The organism is Pseudoalteromonas agarivorans (assembly GCF_024518735.1).
Lineage (GTDB): Bacteria > Pseudomonadota > Gammaproteobacteria > Enterobacterales > Alteromonadaceae > Pseudoalteromonas > Pseudoalteromonas atlantica.
In genome coordinates, this window is sequence record NZ_JANIGJ010000010.1 from 107,221 (window position 1) to 128,980 (window position 21,760).

Annotated in this window: 22 protein-coding genes; 8 read left to right on the forward strand and 14 right to left on the reverse strand. The window is 41.7% G+C overall.

Annotated elements, in window-relative coordinates:
- Positions 1-3 precede the first annotated feature (3 nt).
- From NQT65_RS16655 to NQT65_RS16700, 10 genes are all read right to left on the reverse strand, one after another.
- Positions 4-1,851, reverse strand: coding sequence for a sensor domain-containing diguanylate cyclase (locus tag NQT65_RS16655; protein WP_256851600.1), 1,848 nt, complete (start codon positions 1,849-1,851; stop codon positions 4-6).
- Positions 1,851-2,636, reverse strand: a complete 786-nt coding sequence (locus NQT65_RS16660; RefSeq protein ID WP_138685043.1) for a TatD family hydrolase — start codon at positions 2,634-2,636, stop codon at positions 1,851-1,853. The genes NQT65_RS16655 and NQT65_RS16660 overlap by 1 nt, the downstream gene beginning before the upstream one ends.
- Positions 2,636-3,166, reverse strand: a complete 531-nt coding sequence (locus tag NQT65_RS16665; RefSeq protein WP_096042484.1) for a hypothetical protein — start codon at positions 3,164-3,166, stop codon at positions 2,636-2,638. The genes NQT65_RS16660 and NQT65_RS16665 overlap by 1 nt, the downstream gene beginning before the upstream one ends.
- A 1-nt stretch (position 3,167) precedes the next feature.
- Positions 3,168-3,908, reverse strand: coding sequence for a twin-arginine translocase subunit TatC (gene tatC, locus NQT65_RS16670; protein ID WP_004587473.1), 741 nt, complete (start codon positions 3,906-3,908; stop codon positions 3,168-3,170).
- A 48-nt stretch (positions 3,909-3,956) separates the two neighbouring features.
- The gene (gene tatB / locus NQT65_RS16675) at positions 3,957-4,280 is read right to left on the reverse strand and encodes a Sec-independent protein translocase protein TatB (RefSeq protein WP_232423994.1); all 324 of its coding nucleotides are present in this window, start codon (positions 4,278-4,280) and stop codon (positions 3,957-3,959) included.
- A gap of 11 nt (positions 4,281-4,291) precedes the next feature.
- Positions 4,292-4,546 (reverse strand): Sec-independent protein translocase subunit TatA, encoded by a 255-nt coding sequence (tatA, locus tag NQT65_RS16680; protein WP_256846360.1) that lies wholly within the window; start codon positions 4,544-4,546, stop codon positions 4,292-4,294.
- 79 nt (positions 4,547-4,625) lie between these two features.
- A complete protein-coding gene (gene ubiB / locus NQT65_RS16685; RefSeq protein WP_029772890.1) occupies positions 4,626-6,230 on the reverse strand; it encodes a ubiquinone biosynthesis regulatory protein kinase UbiB in 1,605 nt (534 codons plus the stop codon).
- Positions 6,231-6,239: 9 nt separating this feature from the next.
- Complete coding sequence (locus NQT65_RS16690; protein WP_138611249.1) at positions 6,240-6,923, reverse strand: ubiquinone biosynthesis accessory factor UbiJ; 684 nt, start codon at positions 6,921-6,923, stop codon at positions 6,240-6,242.
- A gap of 11 nt (positions 6,924-6,934) precedes the next feature.
- Positions 6,935-7,690: a bifunctional demethylmenaquinone methyltransferase/2-methoxy-6-polyprenyl-1,4-benzoquinol methylase UbiE gene (gene ubiE / locus NQT65_RS16695; protein WP_004587478.1), complete on the reverse strand. Its 756-nt coding sequence runs from the start codon at positions 7,688-7,690 to the stop codon at positions 6,935-6,937.
- Between the two features lie 95 nt (positions 7,691-7,785).
- Positions 7,786-8,772 carry a GGDEF domain-containing protein gene (locus tag NQT65_RS16700; RefSeq protein WP_256851613.1) on the reverse strand — a complete coding sequence of 329 codons (987 nt, stop codon included), beginning with the start codon at positions 8,770-8,772 and terminating at the stop codon, positions 7,786-7,788.
- Between the two features lie 355 nt (positions 8,773-9,127).
- Here NQT65_RS16700 and NQT65_RS16705 point away from each other — a divergent pair, with 355 nt between their 5' ends.
- Both NQT65_RS16705 and NQT65_RS16710 read left to right on the forward strand, forming a co-directional pair.
- Positions 9,128-10,906 (forward strand): DUF885 domain-containing protein, encoded by a 1,779-nt coding sequence (locus tag NQT65_RS16705; RefSeq protein ID WP_256851601.1) that lies wholly within the window; start codon positions 9,128-9,130, stop codon positions 10,904-10,906.
- A gap of 96 nt (positions 10,907-11,002) precedes the next feature.
- On the forward strand, positions 11,003-12,484 hold the full coding sequence (locus tag NQT65_RS16710; protein ID WP_138685038.1) for an FMN-binding glutamate synthase family protein: 1,482 nt from the start codon (positions 11,003-11,005) through the stop codon (positions 12,482-12,484).
- 37 nt (positions 12,485-12,521) lie between these two features.
- Here NQT65_RS16710 and mtnK read toward each other — a convergent pair whose 3' ends face one another.
- Positions 12,522-13,739, reverse strand: coding sequence for an S-methyl-5-thioribose kinase (mtnK, locus tag NQT65_RS16715; RefSeq protein ID WP_138685037.1), 1,218 nt, complete (start codon positions 13,737-13,739; stop codon positions 12,522-12,524).
- A 128-nt stretch (positions 13,740-13,867) separates the two neighbouring features.
- Here mtnK and mtnA point away from each other — a divergent pair, with 128 nt between their 5' ends.
- The gene (gene mtnA / locus NQT65_RS16720) at positions 13,868-14,893 is read left to right on the forward strand and encodes an S-methyl-5-thioribose-1-phosphate isomerase (RefSeq protein ID WP_256851602.1); all 1,026 of its coding nucleotides are present in this window, start codon (positions 13,868-13,870) and stop codon (positions 14,891-14,893) included.
- 47 nt (positions 14,894-14,940) lie between these two features.
- On the opposite strand, the gene NQT65_RS16725 is transcribed toward mtnA, so the two are convergent.
- Genes NQT65_RS16725 through NQT65_RS16735 form a run of 3 tightly spaced genes read right to left on the reverse strand, consistent with a single transcriptional unit; the run spans position 14,941 to position 16,786 of the window.
- Entirely contained in the window at positions 14,941-15,483 is a 543-nt protein-coding gene (locus NQT65_RS16725) for a 1,2-dihydroxy-3-keto-5-methylthiopentene dioxygenase (protein WP_029772882.1), read from the reverse strand.
- Positions 15,480-16,163, reverse strand: coding sequence for an acireductone synthase (gene mtnC, locus NQT65_RS16730; RefSeq protein ID WP_256851603.1), 684 nt, complete (start codon positions 16,161-16,163; stop codon positions 15,480-15,482). Before mtnC ends, NQT65_RS16725 begins: the two co-directional genes overlap by 4 nt.
- The gene (locus NQT65_RS16735; RefSeq protein WP_004587487.1) at positions 16,163-16,786 is read right to left on the reverse strand and encodes a methylthioribulose 1-phosphate dehydratase; all 624 of its coding nucleotides are present in this window, start codon (positions 16,784-16,786) and stop codon (positions 16,163-16,165) included. Before NQT65_RS16735 ends, mtnC begins: the two co-directional genes overlap by 1 nt.
- A gap of 212 nt (positions 16,787-16,998) precedes the next feature.
- Between NQT65_RS16735 and NQT65_RS16740 the strand changes: the two genes are divergently transcribed.
- From NQT65_RS16740 to NQT65_RS16760, 5 genes are all read left to right on the forward strand, one after another.
- Entirely contained in the window at positions 16,999-18,141 is a 1,143-nt protein-coding gene (locus tag NQT65_RS16740) for a methionine aminotransferase (RefSeq protein WP_256851604.1), read from the forward strand.
- Entirely contained in the window at positions 18,129-18,902 is a 774-nt protein-coding gene (locus NQT65_RS16745) for an amidohydrolase (RefSeq protein WP_256851605.1), read from the forward strand. The genes NQT65_RS16740 and NQT65_RS16745 overlap by 13 nt, the downstream gene beginning before the upstream one ends.
- Before the next feature lie 68 nt (positions 18,903-18,970).
- Positions 18,971-20,395 (forward strand): mannose-1-phosphate guanylyltransferase/mannose-6-phosphate isomerase, encoded by a 1,425-nt coding sequence (locus NQT65_RS16750; RefSeq protein ID WP_256851606.1) that lies wholly within the window; start codon positions 18,971-18,973, stop codon positions 20,393-20,395.
- Positions 20,396-20,498: 103 nt separating this feature from the next.
- Positions 20,499-21,164 carry an AHH domain-containing protein gene (locus NQT65_RS16755; protein WP_096740310.1) on the forward strand — a complete coding sequence of 222 codons (666 nt, stop codon included), beginning with the start codon at positions 20,499-20,501 and terminating at the stop codon, positions 21,162-21,164.
- Positions 21,164-21,739 carry a hypothetical protein gene (locus tag NQT65_RS16760; protein WP_096740309.1) on the forward strand — a complete coding sequence of 192 codons (576 nt, stop codon included), beginning with the start codon at positions 21,164-21,166 and terminating at the stop codon, positions 21,737-21,739. Before NQT65_RS16755 ends, NQT65_RS16760 begins: the two co-directional genes overlap by 1 nt.
- The last annotated feature ends 21 nt before the right edge of the window (positions 21,740-21,760 follow it).

Consider the following 21,760-nt stretch of genomic DNA (forward strand, 5'->3'; position numbering starts at 1 on the left):
CTCCTACTGTGGGATTGGAAAACTAATTACTTGATTTCGGCCATGTTGTTTAGCGAAATAGAGCGCTTTATCTGCGTCGTCTGTAAATAGCTCAGGGTTACTAATATCGTTTACTACAGCGCTGTTTACGCCAGCACTAATGGTTACTTTTACGGATGTTCCGGCTACGTTTACGGTATTACTTTCTACGGCTTGGCGAATTTTTTCAGCAATATCAACAGCCCCCTCTTTTGGGGTGTTAGGTAGCAAAACAACAAACTCTTCGCCGCCGTAGCGAGCCACTTCATCCAACGGGCGTTTTAAATGCTGTTTTATAATGTCGGCTACAGCGCGTATTACTTGGTCGCCGGTTAAGTGCCCGTAGTTATCATTTACGCGTTTAAACCGGTCTATATCGAGCATAATCATACTCAAAGGCGTTTGTTCACGCCGAGAGCGACGCAGTTCCATCACTAATTTTTTATCAAAAAAGCGACGATTTTTAACGCCGCTCAGCGCGTCTTCCATATTAAGTAGCTCAAGCTCGCGGTTTTTATCTTCTAGTTCGCGCAAAGTGACTTGTAGCTCAAAGGTGCGCTCATCAACTAACGACTCTAATTCTTTTTGTGTTTGGGCTTGCAGCGCGAGTCGCTCATTTAATAGTGTATCTTGGGCTGCATTTTCAGCAATCAAGGTTTGTTGAGCAATAACTTGTTCATCACGCTCTAAAATAAAGCGCTTCATAACGCCATAACATAGGCAAAATGTACTACCAAAAAAGCATATAAAAACAAAAGCTAAGCTACTTCTACCTAAAGGGTATAAGCCAAATACCGCAACAATAAGGTACACCATAACAAGTAAAAATAGCATGAGTGCAATTAGCAGTGCTTGGATTGGTTTTGAAGGCGCATTTTGCTGGCAGATGTAGGCGCTTACCAAGCAATAAATAATAACAATCGGGCTCGCCAGTAAGCTAAATGGGGTAAACACTGTGCTAGGTAAAGCCCACATAAACAACAGGCTAATTGCGTAAATATTAGCAACAATGGTTTGCCATTTTAGTAGTTTAGAGGCTTTAGGTTGGCACAGTTGTTTTTGTAGCGGCACAAAAGCAAGCGTAGTGAGCATTAGTAAAACAGGTATCATTACTTGCTGTAATGAAGGCGAATTTGGATGAAAATAACGAGCGCCAAAACCGCATAAATAAGCCAGTAGCACACCTAAGGTCAGCGTAATAATGCCTGCATAAGCAAAATAGAACTTGCGCGAAAACCCATACAAAACCAAACAACTTATGGCCAATGAAAATAAAAAACCAATGAGTAAGCCATAAATTAAATTAAGCTTACCTTTATGCGCTAGGTAGGCATCTGGTTGCCATAAAGTCAGCGGGATGCGTAGCCCAGCACTGTTGTTAACCTTCATTATTACGGTGCTAATACTATTTGCCGGCAGCCTCAAGGTTGCTAATAAAGATTCACTTTTTATTAGCCGTGATGAGAGCTTAAAGTTATCGCCAGTTTGCATGTGTGAGAGCAGTGCTGAATTATAAAAATGAAAAATTTGCGCTTCATTTAACAGCGGGTTATCGAGCGATAAAATAGGGCTTATATTGTTATTTAAGGTATTTTTAACTGTAAACTTGACCCATACAGGGCGTTGTTCAAACCCTAAATTTAATGGCTTATCACTTACTGTTTGCCAGTCGCTAACCTCATGATAGGCATTGTTTGCTGTGGTGGGCGTAAACGAATAGCTCAGGGTGTCTATTTTTATTGATTTAAAATTTTCAGAAATTACGGGGTTTGCAACACTGCAAAATGAACAAAGGAGCATAAATAGGCTAAATAGCGCCTTTGGGCTTGTCATTAGCGACCTGCTATATCAAATAAGCTATAAAAGTTAGCCGTACTATGGGCGGCAATAGTACTTGGTTCAACGTTATAAAGCTTAGCGAGTGTTTCACACACATAACTAAGATAGGCGGGCTCATTTTTACGTGATTTTGGTTTAGGGGTTATTGTGCGTGGAATTAAAAAAGGCGCATCGGTTTCTATTAATAACCGCTCAAGCGGGATACTTGGCACCAATTGTTGCAATGCTTTACCGCGGCGCTCGTCACACACCCACCCAGTAATGCCAATATAAAGGCCTAATTCTAAATAGTCTTTAAGTGCTTGGGCATTGCCTGTAAAGCAATGCAGCACACCACGTACGTTATAGTTAGCCAAAATATTTAGCATATCTTCGCTTGCGTCACGTTCGTGTAAATAAACAGGTAGGTTTAGTTTTTCAGCTAACGCTAACTGGCGTTTTAATACGCTGCGCTGAATATCGCGAGGAGAAAAATCGCGATTATAATCAAGCCCACACTCACCAATGGCCACAACGCAATCGTTACTAGCAAGCTGCGTTAAAGTGGTTTCAAGTTCATCGGTGGCGTCTTTAGCGTCATGTGGATGCACGCCAGCAGTAGAAAACTGATTATATTGTTTTGCTAATGCAAGCGATTGTTCGCTACTAGGCACATCGCAGCCGATCAGTAACATAGCTTGCACGCCCGCGGCATTTGCGCGGGCAATAATGGCCTGATGCTCACCTTCAAACTGGTGATTGGTTAAATTAACGCCGGCATCAACTAACGTGTAGGTCATTACTGAGTGCGCTTCACACGGATTGAGCGGTTTTGACCATCTTTACGAAGTAAAAAAGAATTAAATACACCGCGGCTAATAACCACTGTGTCTGACTCTTTTAATTTAAGGCTGTCAGAGCCAATTTGACGCCATTGCTGATCGTTATCAAGGGTAATAATGAGCTCGCCATAAGGAGCTTTTCTAACTGATGATACTGATGCTGTGATATTTTCGTCTTTATCTTTAGTGATCTCTTTATGCTCAAGGCCAAAGTCATCTGCTTTAGCAGCAGGCGCTGCTTTAGAAACAGCTGCAACAGGTGCACTTACGTTTGGCGATACATTGGTTACGGCTTTTGGTGGGGTAAGGGTTTTTTTCTCACTAGGTTTAGTAAGCGGTTTACCTGCCACTGTGTTGTCATAACATAGTAAACGGTTAAAGTCGTTTTCAATAAAGCTACATGCTTGCAAAGCTTGCACGTTAATTTCTTGCGCTGCAAACGTCGGTGCGCTTAGTAAAACCAGTAGTGAGAGTAGTTGTTTTTTCATTTTATTCCTCAGATTCCTGTTGTTCTTTAGCGCTATAAAATTTCGCTAAAATTAACCCTAGCTCAAATAAAAGCAGCATAGGAAGTGCTAATAGTGTTTGTGATAACACATCGGGCGGTGTTAAAAACATCGCCACAACAAATACACCAACCACAATATAAGGGCGTTTTTGCTTTAAACTCTGCGTGGTTGTAGCGCCACTCCAACATAGCAACATTATGGCTACGGGTATTTCAAACGCCACACCAAATGCAAAAAATAGCTTAAGTACAAATCCTAAATAGCTACTAATATCCGGTGCTAGGGTCATCATTTGCGGCCCTACACTAGTAAAAAAGCCTAATATAATAGGGAGCACTATAAAGTAGCAAAAAGCGATACCGCCATAAAATAGCAAAATACTCGAGGCCAAAATTGGCATTAGCATGCGTTTTTCGTGTTGGTATAAGCCAGGTGCTATAAATCCCCAAATTTGATGCAATATCCACGGAATAGCGCCAAACAAGGCAACAAATAGCGTTAGTTTAAACGGTGCAAAAAACGGTGCCGTAACATCGGTAGCTATCATAGTGGCAGTGCTTGGTAAATGTGCGACTAAAGGGGCGGCTACAAACTCATATATATCATTGGCAAAATACACTAGGCCAATAAATATCACTAAAATACTAAAAAGTGATTTAATAAGCCGATCGCGCAGCTCAATTAAGTGTGCGACGAACCCTGATTTAGCTTGTTCAGACATTATTTTTTATACCACGTAATAAGTTGACCACAAATAGGGGAATTAATTTCACTTTTTTTCATCGAGTTGTTCGTTAGATGACGTGCTTGAAGTGTTTTTATAGCTATGAGTAACCGACTGCGCTGCTTTTTGCAGTTCATCAACCGATTGTTGTAGCTCAGGGCTTAAATCTTTAAGCTCTTGTTGCTCTGCTTTTTTTAGGTTTTCGTGAAGCTCGTGTATGCGTAGCTCTTCACTCACTTCTGCTTTAACTGAGTTGGCCATCGACTTAACGGTTTTTACCCAGCGCATTACGGTGCGAATGGCAACCGGTAACCGCTCAGGGCCAAGTACCACTAGGCCAACAATAAAAACAACAACGAGCTCCCACATTCCCATATTGCTTAAACCTTAGTATCGTCTTTGGTTTTTTCAGTGCTTTGTGTCTGTGTTGGCGCTGCTTTTTGAGACTCTTGGATTTGCTCAGCTTTTTCGCTTTCAGCCTCTTTAGTTTGGTCATCAGACATGGCTTTTTTAAACCCTTTTACTGCACCGCCTAAATCACCACCCATGCCGCGTAGTTTTTTAGTACCAAAAAGAAGTACGATAATCGCTAAAACAATCAATAATTGCCAAATACTAATGCCACCTAAACCCATGGTTATCTCCAACTGATAAATGCTTAAATGTTTATTTTAAGTACTAATTATACGCCCTGTGGCATAAATAGCACTTAGTTTATGTGTTACGCCACGCCACAATAAAGCTAATTGCAGACGCTGCTAATGTTACGCCTGCCGCTATGAGGTCGTGCTGCAGATAACACAGTGCCGATACAATCAGTGTAGCACTGCCAAATAGGCTAAGTACTAGCGCTTTGTGTGACACTTTACTTGGCTGAGAATGCTGCATTTGCGGACTACGTTTTAAATTTTGATAAATTAAATCAGGTAGTTCTGGCATTTTTTCAGCCCAAAATGGCAAGTTAGCATACATTTGTTTCATTACTGATAACGGTCCAACTTGTTGTTTTACCCAATCTTCTAAAAATGGCTTAGCGGTTTTCCACAAATCAAGCTGAGGATAAAGCTGACGCCCTAAGCCCTCAACGTATAATAACGTTTTTTGTAATAATACTAACTGCGGCTGTACTTGCATGTTAAAGCGGCGTGCGGTGTTAAATAAATTAACGAGTACATGACCAAACGATATCTCAGCGAGCGGCTTATTAAATATAGGTTCGCACACGGTACGAATTGCAAATTCAAACTCTTCTATGCTGGTATCGGGCGGAACCCAGCCCGAGTCAACATGTAGCTGAGCAACTTGGCGGTAGTCACGATTAAAAAAGGCGATAAAGTTTTCTGCGAGATAGCGTTTATCTTCTTTGTTTAATGTGCCAACAATGCCACAGTCGATACCAATATACATGGGGTTTTCAGGGTGCTCGCGAGAGACAAATATATTGCCAGGGTGCATATCAGCATGAAAAAAACTGTCTCTAAATACTTGGGTAAAAAACACTTCTACACCGCGCTCAGCGAGTAATTTCATATTGGTATTTTGCGCAATTAACGACTCAGTATCTGAGACCGGGATTCCGTAAATACGCTCCATAACCAAAACGTTACTGCGGCTATAATCGCTATAAACAGCCGGGATATATAACGAATCAGAGCCTTCAAAGTTACGCTTAAGTTGTATGCCATTTGCGCCTTCGCGCATTAAATCGAGCTCATCTAACAAGGTTTTTTTATACTCTTTGACTACTTCGACAGGGCGTAACCTTTTTGCTTCGCTGTGTACATTGGCAAGCACTTTAGCGAGCTTTTCCATAAGTGCTAAGTCGGCATTAATTTGTGTTTTTATGTTTGGCCTAATCACTTTTATAACAACATCTTGGGTATTGTTATGGGCATCAACTAGCTTAGCAGTATGCACTTGTGCAATAGACGCTGAGGCCAATGGGGTTTGCGAAAACTCACTAAACAACTGGTTTATATCGCTAATTTCGAGCGCTTTTTCAATTATTTTTTGGGCAAGTTCGCCTTCAAAGGGCTCGACTTGGTCTTGCAAAAAAGCAAGCTCTAGCGCAATGTCGTGAGGAAGTAAGTCTCGGCGGGTAGAAAGCATTTGGCCAAACTTAATCCACACCGGGCCAAGCTCTTGCAAGGCTAAGCGCAGTCGCAAGCCCGCGGGCTTATTTTTGTGCTGGTTACGTAACCAAAACAAGCTACCACGCGCAATTTTAGCGTACCAAGGTATTTTTTGTTTTGGTATTAACTCATCTAGTCCGTAGCTAAGTAATGTTTTAGTGATGTAATACAATCGAGCAGTCGACACAAAAAATCCTTAGCGGCTGTTGGTGTTAGAAGAGTTGATTAATGCATTTATGCGTTGTTCAATAGCGGCCACTTGCCCTTTTAACACTCTGTTTTGTTGTTTAAATTGCTCAAGCTCTAAAGGGTGAATAGTTACAGCGAGCTCATCTTGGCATAGGCTGGTTAATGTGGTGCTAATTTGCTGACGTGCTTTACGCTCTTTACTGCGTAAAGCGTTTAGCTGTATGTAAAGTTGTTGTGCGGGCGCATCGCCAATATAGTGCGATAGTTGCTCAGGCCAATCTATATCTAGCCCAGAAAATGCGGCGCTGTACGCCTGAGCGACGTTTAAGTCGCCTTGCAGGTCTAGTTTATCTTGACGAATGAGCTGTGTAAGCATGGCAGGGTCTTTAAGCGCCATAAGAGTATCTATATCTGCGCTGATCATACACTCTGCGCTATTTTCATCGCTGGCACTGTAAAGGTGTAATAGTTTACCATCAAAGGTTAATACTATTTGCTGCTGCCAATTGCGGATTTCGACCTTTAATGGTTTGTGCTTAACGGCACTGAGCTTATCTACTAAGGTGGCGTCGAGTTGTAGTACCTTATTAAGCACTCGCTCTATAAGCGAAAGTACAAAATTAGGTAACATAAAAAACTGCGAATCGGGTTTTGCTGCGATTACATGCTCGCTTTTTTGCTCAAACGCCATAACTGCCTGCCTTAATATTTAAAACCACGGTGCAGTGCAACAATACCACCGGTTAGGTTTTGATACGTTGTTTGTTCAAAGCCTGCTTCTTCCATCATTGCTTTTAAGGTTTCTTGGTCTGGGTGCATACGAATCGACTCAGCTAAGTATTGGTATGACTCGCTATCGTTCGCCACTACTTTACCCATAGTTGGTAATAGGTTGAACGAGTAAAAATCGTACGCTTTACTTAAAATTTCATGCTCAGGTTTGGAAAACTCTAGTACTAATAAACGTCCACCTGGCTTTAATATACGGTACATAGAGCGCAGGGCTTTGTCTTTATCGGTTACATTACGTAGGCCAAAGGCAATCGTGATCACATCAAAGCTGTTATCTGGAAATGGCAGCATTTCGGCATTCATTTGCACGTAGTCGATATTGCCGACTAAACCCAAGTTGTGCAGCTTTTCACGGCCCACTTTTAACATTGATGAGTTAATGTCACCTAAAACTACTTGGCCGGTGTCACCGACTAGCTGGCTAAATTTTGCTGTTAGGTCGCCAGTGCCGCCTGCTAAATCAAGGACGTGGTGGCCTTTGCGCACACCTGAGCTGGCTATAGTTTGACGTTTCCATAATCGATGTACACCAAAAGACATTAAATCGTTCATTACATCGTACTTTGCTGCAACCGAGTGAAATACGTCTGCAACCATTGAGGCTTTATCGTTTTCGGCTACGGTTTTATAGCCAAAATGCGTGGTCTTTTGCTCTGTTTCGTTCATGGTTAGTCTCTATCGTGGCAATAAAGACTAGTGTACTTGATTGTATACTGCAGGTGCAATTTGAATATGATTTATCAGGTAATTTAGCGTAAAACCTAGTGGCCAGCTGTAAAGCTACTTTGCCCCAGTGAGCGTGCTTTAAATGCCGCTTGCGAGGCTTTTTTAGCTAACTGGTTAAAGTCATCATTTTTAAGCTGCTGCGCTATGCCTAAAGATAAGTTAATACCAGGCAGCTTAGTGCCGCTTTTTGAGCTAACAAAGCGAAGTTTTTCTACGCCATTACGCACTTTTTCAGCAATAACATTGGCGGTTTCGGGGTCTATATCTGGCAGTAATACAGTAAATTGGGCCTTTGCTGTGCGCCCAGGTAAACCACTTTGAAAAACATATTTTTTTACTTGTTTAGCCACTTTGTTCAAAATAACTTCGCCAATTATATCGCCGTAATTATCTACAAAATGATCTAAATTATCTATTTGAATAGCAATTGCACAAATTGATTTGTCTTGGTTGCTCCATAGTTGGGTTTGCTGCGTTAAATAATGACGTTTATACAGCCCCGTTTGTGAGTCAATAATGTGCTGCTTACGTAATTGCGCCAACTGTTTTTGGGTTTTTTCGTGTAACTTTTTAGCTTTATGTAGCTCGTGTTTGAAGTGCTTGTGTTGCTCAAGTAGCGTGGCTGATTGCGTGTTTAACGTATCGAGTGCTTGGCGACTTTGCTCTATATTATTCTCATCAAGCGTGTGCATGCACTCACTTACTTGGCCGGCAAAGCTAACAATTTGTTTTTCGGTTGATTGCGCATTGCGCGACAGTGAATCAATAACCCCATTTACGTTATTAATCATTGCCACTTGCGTGGTATGCCCTTCGTTTAAAAACTCAAAGTAGAGCTGCTCAATCAAAATACTATCAATTTGGGCTTTATTAGTAATGGCCTCGTCTATTGCGTTATTTAGCTGAGGATTTACTTTACTAATATAGGTATAGGCAACGTGGTAATTTAACGGTGAGGGGGGCAGCGTATGACGTTCTAAAAACAGGCATACATTCGTCATTTTTTCTTGAGCTACAGCCATGGAATCATGGAACATCATTTTAACTACCAACTAAGTACGCATTAAATTACACATTAAAATAACTCTTCAATGAGGCGGCAATGCATCCAAGCTTTATTATTTTTTTACTACAATAATCGTTAAGCAGGCTATTTAAAAGTAAAAACCAGTATTAGTGAACTTAAATTTTTACTTTTGCTGCCTAATAGCTGATTTTATCATCAAAGAGCACGTAATTAGCTTAATTTAGGCGGGTTCAGCTTATTTTACCCGCTCCAATTAAGCGTGTGTTATTGAGATTAATCGCATTTATCTTGCTATTTACTCAGCCTACGATAGTTTTGTGAAATCTATTGTATGGTTAAGTAAAACTAAAATGAATTATTCCTTACCCCCGCGAATTTGCCGCACACTGCTTCTGCTATCACTTTTTGGCACGCTAAGCGCATGTACATTAACAAGCCCCAACGCAAACACACAATTTGAACAAGTGGCGCAAAGTATTGTTGATTACCGCAAACGTGTAAATCCCTACACACAGCCTAAAGGGGTTGATGGCTATTTATTACCTAATTTATCGGCTGAATTTTTAAAGCAGCAATATGAGGAAAAAACAGCATTATTAAGTCGTTTAGATGCAATTGATAGCGATGAGCTTTCAAGTGAAAACAGTATTAACCTCAGTATTATTCGTGCGCAAGTACAAAACAGTGTTGATGAATACGTATTTAATGCGCACTACATGCCGCTAACTTCAGAGTATGGGTTCCATTCTAGCTTGTCTTATATGATTAATAGTTCGCAGTACAAGCAACCGCAACAGTTAGAAACGTATTTAGCCCGCCTTGAACAAGTACCGCGCTTTTTTGAGCAAAACATACATTGGATGAAAAAGGGGCTCGAAACGGGACTTACTCAACCACAAGCGGTATTAGCTGGGTATGAAGATTCAATAAGCGCATACATAGTAGATGATGTAACGCAGTCAGACTTTTACTCCCCGTTTAAAACGAACACGGCAGGGCTAAGTGAAAACGACTTTAAAGCGTTGCAGCAAAAAGCTAAACGCATCATAAAAAACGATGTTATTGCCTCTTACAAAGCGTATTTAACATTTTTTACTACGCAATATCAGCCAGGGGCACGCACTACGATTGGTATTTCGCAAACCCCTAATGGCAAGGCATTTTATAAAAACCGCGCACAGTATTACACCACCACAAATATGAGCATTGATGAAATACATCAGCTGGGGTTATCTGAAGTAGCGCGTATCCGCAGTGAAATGCAGGAAATAATTAAAGAAGTAGGCTTTGAAGGCACGTTTGCCGATTTTATCCACTTTTTACGTACCGATCCGCAATTTTACGCCACAACTCCAGAGCAGCTATTAAAAGAAGCTGCTTATATAGCTAAAAAAATGGACGCGCAGCTGCCTAAGTTATTCCATACACTGCCACGTATGCCCTATGGCGTTGCACCTGTACCTGCAAATATAGCCCCTAAATATACAACAGGTCGCTATGTTGGCTCGAGCCGAAGCGATCAAGCGGGTTATTATTGGGTAAATACATATGCGCTAGATAAGCGCCCGTTGTATGTATTAGAGGCGCTGACCTTACACGAAGCCGTACCAGGGCATCATTTACAAATATCGCTTAATGCAGAGCTTGAAAACTTACCAAGCTACCGACGTGATGCCTACCTTTCGGCTTTTGGTGAAGGGTGGGGGCTTTATTCTGAATACTTAGGTATAGAAGCAGGCTTTTACCAAGACCCATACAGCCGATTTGGCCGTTTAACCTATGAAATGTGGCGTGCAGCTCGTTTAGTGGTTGATACCGGTATGCACATGTACGGCTGGAGCCGAGAGCGTGCTATGAACTTTATGAGCGAAAACACGGCGCTTTCATTACACAATGTTAAAACCGAAACCGACCGCTATATTTCGTGGCCGGGGCAAGCTTTGTCGTACAAAATTGGCGAGCTGACTATCAAGCGTTTACGCACAGAGGCCGAGCAAGCGCTTGGGCCACGTTTTGATATTCGTGAGTTTCATCATCAAGTATTGCGTCATGGTTCTGTGCCGTTATCAGTGCTTGAAGAGCAAGTTCGTTTGTATATAAAAGCTGAGCTTGAAAACGCACAAAGCTAATTATCTAAAGGTATAAACCTTGAACAACGAAAGGTGTTGTGTCATTTTGACGCAACACCTTTTTTATTTTTAAAAACAGCCATCAAGGGGCCTTGGATGAGCGATTTTATAATTTTTAGTATTGATGTATTTGCGAGTATTTTTATTGTTGCATTAGGATTAATTGTACTTACCATTATTGTTTTTTATTTTCGTGATATTACTCAAACAAAGCATGCAATTAGGCGAAATTACCCGGTTATTGGCCGCTTTAGGTACTTTTTTGAGCGCCAAGGCGAGTTTTTTAGGCAGTACTTTTTTGCCCTCGATAGAGAAGAAATGCCGTTTAACCGAGCAGAGCGCAGCTGGGTGTATCGGGCTGCAAAAGATGTCGATCGTACCGCTGCATTTGGCTCCACGCAAAGCTTAGAGGTAACAGGTACAGTGATGTTTATGAACTGTGCTTTTCCTACCTTAGATGAAGAGGCGTTGGACCCAAGTAATGTAACGTTAGGCCCTTATTGTAAAACGCCGTACACCACTAACTCCTTGTTTAATATATCGGGAATGAGCTTTGGTGCGCTCTCAAAACCGGCTGTTAGAGCGTTATCAAAAGGGGCAAAATTAGCCGGCTGCTGGATGAATACCGGCGAAGGCGGGTTAAGCCCTTATCACTTAGAGGGCGGAGCCGATTTGGTGTTTCAAATTGGTACGGCTAAGTATGGTGTGCGCGACGAGCTTGGAAATCTAAGTATTGATAAACTTAAAGAAATTGCGGCGCATAAAAACGTAAAAATGTTTGAGCTTAAATTAAGTCAAGGTGCCAAACCAGGTAAAGGCGGTATGTTACCAGGTAAAAAAGTTAATGCTGAAATTGCTAAAATAAGGGGCATCCCTGAGGGTAAAGATTCAATTAGCCCAAATGGGCACCCAGAGATCAAAAAGCCAAGCGACATATTAGATATGATTGCCACAGTGCGAAACGCCACAGGCAAACCTACCGGCTTTAAAGCCGTTATTGGTGATTACACTTGGCTAGAAACACTATTTGCAGAAATAAACCATCGCGGGCTTGAATCAGCACCGGATTTTATCACTATTGATAGTGCCGATGGCGGTACGGGCGCAGCGCCACAACCCTTATTAGATTCGGTAGGTTTACCGCTGCGCGAAAGCTTACCGCTGGTTGTTAATATGCTTGAAAAACATGGCTTAACAGGGCGGGTAAAAGTCATTGTATCGGGTAAGTTAATTGTGCCCTCTAAGGTGGCATGGGCGCTTGCTTTGGGTGCTGATTTTGTTGTTTCTGCGCGTGGTCATATGTTTGCGTTAGGCTGTATACAGGCCATGCAATGTAATAAAGACACCTGCCCAACCGGTGTTACTACCCATAACGAGCGGCTACAGCGTGGTTTAAATGTTGCCGATAAAGCCCAGCGGGTTGCCAATTATAATAAATATATTCATTACGGTGCTGGCTTAATTGCCCACTCATGTGGTGTAACGAGTGCGCGGGAATTAAGGCGTAAACACGTGCGTATAGTGCAAGAAAGTGGGCTGTCGGAGCCGCTCGATAAAATTTACGAAAACTACCAATAACGGTATTGGTAGTAAAAAAGGCGCTTTGGCGCCTTTTTTAATTTAGCTGGCTTATTAATAAACTAAAAAAGGCATCTTTGCTGTCGCAGTTTTTGGCATTTAAAATAAGTTGCTCACCTAAGCTCAGCGTTTGTTTTTGTACTGCAAGGCGCGTATTTTCATCTTCAATGCTGTCAATATCTACCACATGCGCGAGCCCTATGGTGCGCCTAATTAGCTCTGTTCCACAATAGCCTATGGCGTCTTGTAATACGGTTTTCATAAAGTACTGTGGGTAGCCGTCGGTATTAAGGGTGTGATCTGTGCTGTGGTTGGCAATTAAAGCTAACCATTGTTGCTCAAATAAGTTATAGCTTTCAACAATGCAGCTAAGTAAATGCGTTTGATAGTTTCGTCGTGCTACAAACTCTTCAATATGCCCTGCTTGTGCGCAGTAATTTAATAGTAAATTGCCAATAAAAGAGCCTATATCAAAGCCAACAGGGCCAAAAAAGCCAAACTCGGGGTCAATCACTTTAGTGGTATTGGTATCTACAAAAATACTGCCGCTGTGCATATCGCCGTGCAGCAATGTTTGCGGGTTAGATAAAAAATTTGCTTTTAATTTCGCAACTTCTAACTTAAGTGCCGTGTTATCACGCAAAGCGTGTACATGTGTAGTAAGTTGCTCGTCAAAGTGATTGCGTTCGTGATCTGTATACGGATCGCTAAAAAATAAATCTTCTGTAATTTGGCAAAGCTCAGGGTTAGTAAATTGCTGCACTAGGGCCTTTTTATGCTGGGCGGTTAGGTAAAAATCTGAATTATAAAACCCGGTATGGCTTAAATACGTAGCTACGTGCTCGGCTAACCTAGGAAATTGCTCCGCGTTATTTTGCGCGGTACGCAATATTTTTAAGTGACCTAAATCTTCTAAAATGGTAAGTGCGTAAGCTTGGTTATAGTGCAGTACTTTAGCGGTGTTTTGTGGGCAAATAGCGCCATGATTAAGTAACACTTGCACCTCAATACGAGCTCTATCAAGCGTGAGCGGCCATGATTCACCTACACAACGAGCATAGGGCAGTGCTTGCTTTAGAATAATGCTGTTATGGTGCTCATCGCTAATTCTAAATACTAAATTAAGGTTACCGTCACCAAATTCGTACGCAGTTAAGCTGGCGCCAGCATTAAAAAAATCATACTGCTTAGAGTCAATTAGCGAATTTACATATTCAATTGCGCGCTGCGCATCAAACGCGACATAGTTAGCCATAGTGAGTTCTCAAATAACCTTTTTGGGCATTCTATACATTTAAATGTTTAGATGTCTACAAGTCTAACTTGAGAGTTATTCAAACTGATGTAAAATACCCTTACGCATTTTATTTAAGCAGCCTCACCATGCAAAACCTTATCGCAAGCAGTTTAAAATATGAAAACGGCACATTAAGTGTGCTTGACCAGTATTTACTTCCTCATCAGCAGGTATGGCACGAATGCCATAGTGTTGAGACGATGAAGGAGCTGATCATCAGTTTAAAAATTCGTGGCGCACCATTAATAGGCTTAGGTGCGAGTTTGCTGGTTGCTCATTTAGCGCAGCAGGGGGGAACTCAAGCGGCGCTTGCAAAAGCAATTGATGAACTTGAAGCCACAAGGCCAACCGCTGTTAATTTAATGCATTGCATGGCTATATTAAGAAAGGCTCTTAAAAGCGATGACTTTGTAGCAGCAGTGGTGTGCAGCGCAGAGCGCCTTTTTATTGAAGACATTGCCCTATGTGAGCGTATGGCAACGCGCGGAGCTGAGCTTATAAACAGCGGCGACAATATTTTAACCCATTGTAATACCGGCGCATTAGCGACTGCTGGTATTGGTACAGCATTAGGCGTTATTTACAAAGCGCAGCAACAACACGGCAATATACATGTGTGGGTTGATGAAACGCGGCCCTTGTTGCAAGGCGGGCGTTTAACCGCGTTCGAACTTGAGCGCTGGCAAGTACCGTATACGCTTACTTGCGATAATATGGCAGCAAGTTTAATGGCCGCAGGCAAGGTAGATAAAATAGTGGTAGGCGCCGATCGTATTGCTGCTAATGGCGACTTTGCTAATAAAGTGGGAACTTATAATTTAGCTGTATTGGCGCATTTTCATGATATTCCCTTTTATGTTGTCGCGCCTTTAACTACGCTTGATACACAAACAGCTTGCGGTAGCGATATAGCAATAGAGCAGCGAAATAGCGCAGAGGTACGCGGCGTAAGTGGCAGTTTTGGTGAGGCGCTGTGGGCACCCACTAATGCCAATGTGTATAATCCCGCATTTGATGTAACACCTGCAAAACTTATAACAGCTTGGGTGTTAGATACCGGTGTTTACAATAAAAGTGATGTAGAGAGTGGCGCGTTAACAGCGCTTAAGTAGTTTTAAATATCGCTCCACTTATCCCTTTGTGGAGCGTATTACGTTTGCTATGCGAGCAACGGAAACTGCTTCGCAATTTCAGATTCGGTGCTTTTTGCAACCCAGCCCTCGGTATTATTAAATAATCGAATGGCGGTAAACTCTGGGTCGCTCCCCATATCAAACCAATGTGGTGTAAGGGTTGGGACCGAAATTAAGTCACCTTGCTGGCATAATACTTGGTAAATTTTGGCATCAATATGTAGGCAAAATAACCCTTGGCCTTTTACAAAAAAACGAACTTCGTCTTCACTATGAGTGTGCTCAAATAAAAACTTTTCTCGCATTTGTGCCGCTGCAGGGTTACCTTTTGCAAGTGAAATAACATCCACCGTTTGGTAGCCATTTTGCGCTTTTAAGCGCGCTATATCATTTTTATACGCTGCAATAATTTGCTCATTTGTGGTGTGCTCATTAATGGGTGCGGTTGCTTGCCATTGTTCAAAACGTACATTTACTTTTGCTAATTGCTGAGTAATTTCGCTTAAATCGCAGGTATTTACCAGCGCATTACTTGGATTGTTGTTAGCATAAATTGTTAATTGGCTCATGCAAATTGCTCCAATTTAACTGTGCTAAAGTCATGTACGTATGGGTGCGCGCTATGTGCTTGGCCATCACGTATTAAGTGCAAGGTTTTAAGCCCTGCGGCTTTGGCTGCATCAAGCTCACCTGCCACATCACTTAAAAACAAGATTTCGTTAGCACTAAAAGGGAGCTGGTTAACTATAGTGTTATAGGCTGCTTGCTCTTGCTTTGCGCCGACTTTGGTATCAAAAAAATCGTTAAACAGGGGGCGAATATCGCCATAGTCGCTGTATTTAAAGAGTAACTGCTGCGCCCTCACCGAGCCTGATGAATACACATAGAGTGCGGTGCCTTGAGCATGCTGAGCTTGTAAAAACTCAAACGCATCTGCGTATAGGTGGCCTTTAAAATCACCGTGCTCGTAGCCCGTTTGCCAAATTAACCCTTGTATTTGCTTTAAAGGGGTAATTTTTTTATCTTCTTCAATCCACTTTAGTAACACGCTAATGACATTTTCTATATCGGCATCTGGCTCATTAATAATGGCTTTAACAGCCGCTATTTGCTCAGCGACATGGGGTTTATTTTCATTTAAGCGCATAAACGTTGCTAGTTGTTTAGCTGCATACGGAAACAACACCTCTTTTACAAATGAGATACGTGTTATGGTGCCTTCAATATCAGTTAAAATTGCTTTTATCATTATAGCTGTGCCCCAATACCTTCTATTTTTAACCGTTCCAGCTCGCAACTAAATAAAAACTCTAACCCTTCTAAATGGCGAAGTGCTTGCTTGTAATTACGCCCTACTACATAAACGCCATGCCCACGAATTAACACTGCATGCTCAATGGGTGTATGTAAGTGGTGATCACTAAGCAGCAAGCTTAAGCGGTCTATGTCTTGGTCGTTTTCAAAAATAGGAATGCTGAGCGTATCTAAATGCGAGGTTACCCCACTGAGTGACTTTTGCATTTCGTAACCGCTTAAATTTAATGCATGGCTTTTAATTACACGCGATAGTACGGTGGCTGCTACTGAGTGAGTATGCAGTACCACGTTTGCGTGCGGAATAAGCTTATACATGCCTAAGTGCAGTTGCGTTTCGGCCGATGGGTTGCCAGCACCTTTAGTGCGATTACCTTGATGATCAAGCTCAATGAATGTGTGTGTACCGAGCTGACCTTTATCAAAGCCGCTAGCGGTAACCACATACCCTGTTGCGGTGCGCGCCGAAAAATTTCCGCCGGTGGCGGGAACCCAGCCTTTTTGACTGATCCATTTTCCGGCTTCAATAAGTTGCGAAATAGCGGTATTGTTGTGCATACATTCCTCACCAATGAGTGTAATACCAATGCGTAATAATACTTAATGCGTTTGAGGCGCTAAACCAAACGCGAGCTGCGTTTTTGCTACCTCAAAATAGCTCAGTTAATTAAGCAAATTGATATAAAGCTATTTAATTTTAGACGGCTATACTTCTGTTTTAAGCAATGATAGCATCGCTTTAAGCGCAAAACCATCATTAAGGGCCTGTCGTGTTTGAAAGTAAATTACCAAATTTAAGTGTTAGTATATTTAGCCAAATGAGTGGCTTGGCAAGTCAGCATTCGGCAATAAATTTATCGCAGGGTTTTCCTGAGTTTGATGCGCCAGAACTACTGAAAAACCAGCTAAATTTTTATGTTCAGCAAGGGGTTAATCAATATTCGCCATCCAGTGGTGTGCCCCGTTTACAGCAACAAATAGCAAATTTAGTTTCGCGTAAATACGCGGCTAATATTGATGCAGCTGAGCAAGTTACGGTAACGTCGGGCGCCACCGAAGCATTATTTGTGGCTATTCAAACTATAGTACGCCCCGATGATGAAGTCATTGTGTTTGACCCGGCTTATGACTCTTACCAGCCTGCCATTGAGCTTGCTGGCGGTAAAACAGTTCATATTGCATTGCATGCCCCCGATTATGCTGTTGATTGGCAAACTGTTCGCAGTGCAGTGAGCAAAAACACGCGCGCTATAATTATTAATACGCCACACAATCCAAGCGGAAAAATACTTAAAAGCGATGATATAAACGCGCTCAAATCGTTAGTAAGCGACCACGATTTATATGTAATAAGTGATGAAGTTTACGAGCATATTACCTTCGATGGCGATAAGCACTTAAGCATGCTTTGTGATGAGCAGCTACGTGAAAAAAGCTTTGTTATATCAAGCTTTGGCAAAACGTTTCACAGTACCGGCTGGAAAATGGGGTACTGTGTTGCGCCTGCACCACTTGCTACTGAATTTAGAAAAATACACCAGTATGTTACTTTTTCAAGTTTTACACCTGCACAACACGCATTGGCCGACATGCTTGAACAACAAGGCGAGCATGTCGATGAGCTGAGTAATTTTTATCAGCAAAAGCGCGACTTACTGGCACAGCACTTAAGTGACAGCCGTTTTAATATTTTACCAAGCCAAGGTACGTACTTTTTATTGCTCGATTACAGTGAGGTGTCTGATCTTAATGATGTGGATTTTTGCCACTGGTTAGTAGAGCAAGCCGGGGTTGCTGCTATTCCTTTAAGTGTGTTTTATAAGCAACCTTCAAATGATAAAGTGATTCGACTGTGTTTTGCTAAAAACGATGAAACCTTAATAGAGGCCGCGCAAATATTATGTCAACTTTAACGCTTACACTCGTTCAAAGTGCGCTGCATTGGCTTGATAAAGACGCCAATTTAGCCATGTTTGATAAAAAATTAGCAGCGATGAGCGCTCAACCTGATTTAATTTTACTACCCGAAACCTTCGCCACAGGCTTTGCTATTAATCTTGATTGCGCAGAGCCAGAAAATGGCAAAGTGTTGAGCTGGCTAAAAACCCAAGCACATAAACATAAAGCCGTTATTGCAGGTTCGGTTTTGGTTGCTCAAGGCGATAAAAAAGCGAATCGCTTTTATTGGGTGACGCCAAGTGGCGAGGTAAATTATTACGATAAACGTCATTTATTTCGCTTAGGCAGTGAGGGCGATTACGTTGTCGCAGGGCAAGCACGTAAAACGTTTGAAATTAACGGTTTTAAGTTACTGCCGCAAGTATGTTACGACTTGCGCTTTCCGGTTTTTCAGCGCAACAATAATGATTACGATGTAATGATAAACGTTGCTAACTGGCCTGCGGTTCGTCGCCATATTTGGGATACGTTATTAATGGCGCGCGCTATGGAAAACCTATGTTATGTAGTAGCCGTTAACCGTGTTGGCGACGATGGCAATGGTGTTGCGCACAATGGCGGCACGGCCGTGTACGACTTTAAAGGCGATACAATCGCCAAAGCAAAAGACAATACACAAGAGTTACTTACCGTAACACTTGAAAAAGCACCGCTTGATGATTTTAAAGCCTCGTTTCCTGCTTATTTAGATGCCGACGCGTTTACCTTGATATAAATCGCTAAGCATTAGCGCCTAGCCAATAAAGTGCTAAAATAGCCGCTGATATGTTTATTGGCGGCTTTATGAATACAACCCTTATAACACCGGTAATTTTAGCGGGCGGCATTGGCACACGGTTATGGCCGCTTTCTCGCCAAGCTATGCCTAAGCAATTTTTACCTCTGCTTGATAACAAACACTCACTATTACAAAGCACGTTAGCGCGTGTGTCGGGCAAGGGGTTTGCAAAGCCAATACTTGTTTGTAACGAACAGCACCGTTTTATTGCTGCTGAGCAAAGTGCACAGGCCGCTCCTCATGCACTTTTGTTAGAGCCGCAGGGTAAAAATACCGCGCCGGCTATTGCGCTGGCAGCACACTACGCTTTACAGCAAGGCATAACCGGGCCAATACTGGTGATGCCTGCCGATCATCATATATCCAACTTTACTGAGCTCACACTTAAACTAAACGATGCAATTGAACTAGCCCAGCAAGGTATGTTGGTCACGTTTTCAATTACACCAACACAGCCCCACACTGGGTTTGGCTACATTAAGCAAGGTAGTAAAATAGTAGGCTCAAATTGCTATAAAGTGGCTGAATTTAAAGAGAAGCCAAGCTTGGCTACCGCTGAGCATTATTTAACTCAAGGCGGTTATAGCTGGAATAGCGGCATGTTTTTATTTACACCACAAGCCTATTTAAATGAGCTAGAACGCTTTGCACCAAAAATTGCACTCAGTGTAAGCGCGGCGGCTAATTTCTCTGACGATTTAGGGTTTACAAGGCCGGTAAGTGAGCCACTTAAAACCTGCCCAAGTGACTCTATCGATTACGCGATTTTAGAGCGCAGTAATAATGTAGCAGTATTGCCTGTTGCTCTTAATTGGAGTGATGTAGGCAGCTTTAGTGCTTTGGCTAGCCTTATTAAAAAAGATGCACATGGCAATAATGAAAACGACAGCCATACCGCGCAAAATAGTACTAATAATTTTGTTATAAGCGAAAACGATCACAGCGTTGCTACCCTTGGGGTTAGCGACTTAGCTATTATTCATACCCACGATGCCACCCTCGTTGCCGATAAAAACAAGCTCGATGGTCTGCCTTTATTGCTCAAGCAATTAGCGGTTAGCCAAAGTGATAAACTCAATCACCATCAGGTTGTGTATCGGCCATGGGGCAATTACCGCACTTTAGTAACAGGGGCAGGGTTTAAAGTTAAAAAAATAACCGTAAATAGCGGCGCTAAACTTTCAACGCAGCGCCATCAGCATCGTGCAGAGCATTGGGTGGTGGTATCGGGTATTGCTGATGTACGTATTGATAAGCAAGCATTAACACTTAGCCACGACCAATCTTGCTACATTGCAGCAAAACAAATACACAGCTTAGCGAACAATCAAAAAGAGCCGCTAATTGTCATTGAAGTACAAACTGGTGCCGTACTAGATGAAAGTGACATAGAGCGTTTTGATGATAAGTATGGAAGGTTAGGTATTTAAATAAAGTGGTTTTCTAGTGATAAACTTAAGTAGCGAGGTTGTTAATTGAAATAAAAAGTTATTTAAAATACTATGTTGTCAGTTAAAATTATAGGGACGTTACATGGATAAATCTTTGATTACAGCTGTTCAAGTAGAACCTGGTGAACTCCTTCAAGGGTTACGCCAAAGTATAAGAGAATCAGGTGTTATTTATAAGTTTAGAGACTCAGAAACACTTATTTCAAACGAGTTGGAGAAAACTTTAAAAGAGACCGAACGTAAACTTACTGAAGCTGAAATTGCTCAACATGCTGCTCGCCTTTATAATAAGATAGCTACTCGGAGTGTTAAGTTTGGTTTATTAGCATATTCTCGTTATGCAGAGATGGCAAATAGAACAACAACAGAAGCTCTTTTGAAAGAAAAACACCGGCCGCAAAGAATGGCAAGATATATGTCTGCAACAGGAGCTGGTAAAAAGCCACCAAATACGGCTACCCATGCGATTGTATCTGGTACTCATGAGCTGGCGCGAGCTGCTAGAAAGATACTTGCTAAATTTAAAATTCGAATAGATGATCCAAGTAATGGAGTCTTTTTGCCAAAGAACGAAAACTACGTTCCTCACCCAGCTATGCCTGACGCTTCTAATCATGCAAAAATTCATACAGAGTTATATTATCTAAATATTACTAATCAACTATCGTTAGCAAATACACGTAGTGAATGTGCAGCGATTTTACAATCAATTGCTATATCGCTACAAAATGGAGTTTATGGGTACTAATGAGTAAAGTTATTTATAAAATCACGCCAAACGTTAACCATTACAGAGTCATATTTCCTGATAGCGAATCTTTATGTGAGCCTGACCTATGGAAGCCTGATGGTTCATCAAAAGAGTCAACATTAATAAATTTTAGTGCGCATTACAATCAAGAAAAAAAGACACCTATAGGTGATATTACAGCAATAAATTTACAAGGCCTTGCTATAAAAGAGCACGTAGCAAATGAACTGGCAGATATTTTTGAAGATTCGGGAGAGTTACTACCTTTCTATGTAGGTGATGAAAACTGGTACTTTTATAATGTCACTAGAACAATAAGGGGATTTTTGGATGTTGAAATGAGTACTTTTATGCTACCAGGTTTAAATATTGGATTACAAAAAGCGGTATTCAAAAAAGAAAAACTACCAAAGCATAGTTGTATATTTAAAATTCCAGAGGATCGATTTGAAGGTACTTATGTTCTTGACTCTCGTGTAAGTGATAGAGACATTTCTCTAAATCTATTTTGTGCTTTGCAAGCGCACGGCTTTACTGGGCTAAGCTTTGAAGAAGTTGCCAGGTTTGAATAAATAAACTAAAGCATCCAAGGT